Source organism: Faecalimicrobium dakarense (assembly GCF_000499525.1).
Lineage (GTDB): Bacteria > Bacillota > Clostridia > Peptostreptococcales > Peptostreptococcaceae > Faecalimicrobium > Faecalimicrobium dakarense.
The window spans coordinates 1-4119 of sequence record NZ_HG529353.1 but is presented as its reverse complement, the minus strand read 5'-3'; the positions used below and the strand labels follow the sequence as shown (position 1 = coordinate 4119).

Sequence of the window (4119 nt, the reverse complement as noted above, 5' to 3'; positions counted from 1 at the left end):
TTTTTATATATAAATTACTAATCAGATGGAATAACTATATATTCTCCAGATTGAACATCATAAGATTTAGACACAATTCCTTCATTTTCTTTATATACAACTTTCCTAAAATTTTCTATATCATCAATATTGGTATTATACTTTTTTATAATGTCATCTAATGTTTCACCCGAAGATACAAGATGTTTTGTAAGATGCCTATTATCCATAACATCTTTATAGGCTTTTTCATATGGTATCTCTGCTAATATAGAAAAAGCATCAACATTATCAGCTAAATAGTTAAATGTATTATCTAAACAAGTTATATAATTGTAAAAGCCATCTTTAAATACAGATCCGAGACTTTTATTACTATCAGCAGTTGGACCTATAAAAGAAAGTATAATAAGAAAAAATAATATATATTTCAAATAATCACCTCCAATTACTATTATTTGTAAAAAATAAAATTTTAGTCATTTAAAAGTTACAAGTAAAATAATATATTGACTAAAATTTTATATGTTGGTATAATCTTGTTAAATAATTGAAATAATATGAAAAATAAAGACTATGAAAAGAAGATTAGATATAAAATGTAGTTTCAGCGAGTTGAGGATGGTGAAAGCTCAATACGAAGTTTATATTGAAGAACATCTTGGAGTCTCTAACCGAAATCCTTAAGAGAGTAGGCTTAGACGGGAAGTCCCGTTATAGACTATAAGCAAAGCTTAACTAAGAGGTCAATTATTTGACAACTAGGGTGGTACCGCGAAAGTACAGTCTTTCGTCCCTTTTATGGGATGAAGGGCTTTTTTTATTATAGATAAATAATATGAGGAGGAAAATAAAATGCAAAAGGAATTTGTAACAGTAAAAGAATTATACAGACAAAAAGAAGAATATATTGGAAAAACTGTGAAAGTAGCTGGATGGATAAGAACATCTAGATCATCTAAGAACTTTGGGTTCGTAGAATTAAATGACGGAAGTTTCTTTAAAAATATGCAAGTAGTTTTATCTGACGAAAAATTAGAAAACTTTAAAGAATTAACGAAATTACCAATAAGCTCATCAATACTTGTAGAAGGTGAATTAGTTTCAACTGAAGGAGCTAAGCAGCCTGTAGAAATACAAGCTACAAATATAGTGGTAGAAGGTGAATCAGATAGTTCATATCCACTACAAAAGAAAAGACATACTCTTGAGTACTTAAGAACAATAGCTCATTTAAGACCAAGAAGTAATACTTTCTCAGCAGTATTTAGAGTAAGATCTTTAGCAGCGTATGCTATACACAAGTTCTTCCAAGATAGAAACTTTGTATATGCTCATTCACCAATCATAACAGGAAGTGACTGTGAAGGTGCTGGAGAGATGTTTAGATTAACAACTATGGATTTAACTAACATACCTACTACTGAAGATGGAAAAGTTGATTATAGCAATGATTTCTTCGGTAAAGAAGCTAACTTAACAGTTTCTGGTCAATTAAATGCTGAAATAATGGCTTTAGCATTTAGAAATGTTTATACATTTGGACCAACATTTAGAGCTGAAAACTCATTTACACAAAGACATGCGTCTGAGTTTTGGATGATAGAGCCTGAAATATGCTTTGCTGATTTAGAAGACAATATGGAACTTGCTGAAGATATGATAAAATACGTTATAAACTACGTAATGGAAAATGCTCCAGAAGAAATGGAATTCTTCAACAGCTTCATAGATAAAGGATTATTAGATAGATTAAACAATGTAGTAAACTCAGAATTTACTAGACTTACTTATACTAAAGCAGTTGAAATGTTACAAGAATCAGGTCATGAGTTTGAATACCCAGTTAAATGGGGAGATGACCTTCAAACTGAACATGAAAGATATTTAACTGAACAAATATTTAAAGCACCAGTATTTGTTACTGATTATCCAAAAGATATAAAAGCATTCTATATGAGAATGAATGAAGATGGAAAAACAGTTAGAGCTATGGACTTATTAGTTCCAGGAGTAGGAGAAATAGTTGGTGGTTCTCAAAGAGAAGAAAGAGAAGATAAATTACTTGAAAGAATAGATGAAATGGGACTAAACAAAGAAGATTACTGGTGGTACTTAGAACTTAGAAAGTTCGGAACAGCTACTCACTCAGGATTTGGTTTAGGATTTGAAAGAATAATAATGTATATGACTGGTATGGCAAACATTAGAGACGTAATACCATTCCCAAGAACTCCAAAGAATGCAGAATTTTAATATATTAAAAGCCCCTAAATTTTAGGGGTTTTTTGTATTTAAAATAGTAACAAAATAGACACTAAAATATAATTATTAAAAAATAATAGTATGAATATCTTATAAGTGTACACTATGTTAAAGAGTAAAAATTTATTGGAGTGTGGTAAATTGAAAAAAATAATATTTATATTAATAATTTTATTAGGTGTTTATTTTTATAATTCTGATTTTAAAGAAGGATTATTTAATAAAAATATATCTAAAGATACTAAAGTATTAAATCAGCAGATAAATGAAAATACTAATGAAATTAAGTTTAATATTAAAAATCTTGAAAGTATAAAATTAGGAGATAGCAAAGAACACGTAATAAGCTTAATTGGAAGTCCAGATAGAATAGATAATAGTGAGTATTCCTTTGGTTGGTATGTGTATAATAGATACGGAAAAGATTTTGCAATGGTCGGAATAGAAGGAGAAAAAGTGGTTGCAATTTATAGCAACTCTATAAACTCTATTGAATTAGAAAATATAAAGATAAATGATAATAAAGAATTTGTAAGAAAAAATTACAAGCCACTAGAATATAAGAAAAAAGGAAATACTAGATACATAATAAATTCTAATGATCAATATGACGTAATAAATATAGATAACAAATATATTACTGTATTTTATGATATTTATGAAAATAACAGAATACGTTCATACCAGGTTGTATCAGAGCAAGCAGAAGAAAGCTTAAACGGTATATATCCAAAAGGAAGTGAAGATCTTAAAAAAAGTTTTGAATTACAAACTATAGATTTAGTTAACAGCACTAGACTACAAAATGGATTAAATTCTTTAAAATATAGTGAAAAGGCAACTTTAAGTTCAAGGTTTCATAGTAAAGATATGATGGAAAAAAATTATTTTGATCATGTAAATAAAAGTAATGAAAGTCCTTTTGATAGAATGAAAAAACAAGGGATATTTTATATGGGAGCTGGAGAAAATATCGCAGCAGGGCAAACTAGTGCAGTATATGCACATGAGGCTTGGATGAATTCTGAGGGTCATAGAAAAAATATTTTAGGGGAATATAAATATATAGGAGTAGGTGTAGTATTTGGAGGACATTATACTATATATTATACTCAGAATTTCTATATATAGAAAAAGTATGAAAGGAAGTCATTATCATGAGACATAATAAAAAATATAAAGCATTAGTAGTAATATTAAGTTTAGTATTTGTTCTAGGTCTAAGCTTATCTGTATATGCAGTCAAGGATGAGGAAGTTCTTGTAAAAAGTGGATCTAGGAATAAAAAACTTATAGCTCTTACATTTGATGATGGACCGCACCCTAAAGAAACAAATCAAGTTTTAGATGTTCTAAAAAAATATGATGTAAAAGCAACTTTCTTTATTGCAGGAAAGCATGCCAATTGGTATACAGAACCACTAGTTAGAGCAAATAAGGAAGGCCATGAAATAGGAAATCATACTTTTAGTCATCCAGATATAAGTAATTTAAGTAGTTCACAAATTGAAGATGAAATTTTAAAATGTGAAGAAACATTAGTAAAGCATACAGGCAAAAAACCTACTTTATTTAGACCACCATTTGGGAGTTATAATGAAAAATCATTATCTGAAATAGCTAAAAAATTAGGTTATAAAATAGTTTTATGGACTACTGTTGACGCCAAAGATTGGAAAAATCCTCCGGCATCGAAAATTTCAGATACTATAGTAAATAACGTGAAAAATGGTGATATAGTTTTACTTCATGATTATGCTACTGATAATACAGTTGAAGCACTGGATTTATTAATACCAAAGATGATTGAAAAAGGATTTAAGTTTGTAACAGTATCAGAACTAATAAATAATCAATAAAAAGGGCCTCAATAGT

4 protein-coding genes and 1 other annotated feature are annotated in these 4119 nt (G+C 28.6%); of the genes, 3 read left to right on the top strand and 1 reads right to left on the bottom strand.

Features of this window, described 5'->3' with window-relative positions:
- Nucleotides 1-17: 17 nt before the first annotated feature.
- Nucleotides 18-413 (bottom strand): hypothetical protein, encoded by a 396-nt coding sequence (locus BN899_RS10610; protein ID WP_042275201.1) that lies wholly within the window; start codon nt 411-413, stop codon nt 18-20.
- A gap of 133 nt (nt 414-546) precedes the next feature.
- Nucleotides 547-780: a binding site (T-box leader), on the top strand.
- A 54-nt stretch (nt 781-834) separates the two neighbouring features.
- Between BN899_RS10610 and asnS the strand changes: the two genes are divergently transcribed.
- The 3 genes from asnS to BN899_RS10595 all read left to right on the top strand — a co-directional run bounded on the left by asnS (nt 835) and on the right by BN899_RS10595 (nt 4103).
- On the top strand, nt 835-2235 hold the full coding sequence (gene asnS, locus BN899_RS10605; protein WP_042275200.1) for an asparagine--tRNA ligase: 1401 nt from the start codon (nt 835-837) through the stop codon (nt 2233-2235).
- Between the two features lie 150 nt (nt 2236-2385).
- Nucleotides 2386-3375: a CAP domain-containing protein gene (locus BN899_RS10600; protein ID WP_042275199.1), complete on the top strand. Its 990-nt coding sequence runs from the start codon at nt 2386-2388 to the stop codon at nt 3373-3375.
- Between the two features lie 26 nt (nt 3376-3401).
- Entirely contained in the window at nt 3402-4103 is a 702-nt protein-coding gene (locus BN899_RS10595) for a polysaccharide deacetylase family protein (RefSeq protein WP_042275198.1), read from the top strand.
- Nucleotides 4104-4119 lie beyond the last annotated feature (16 nt).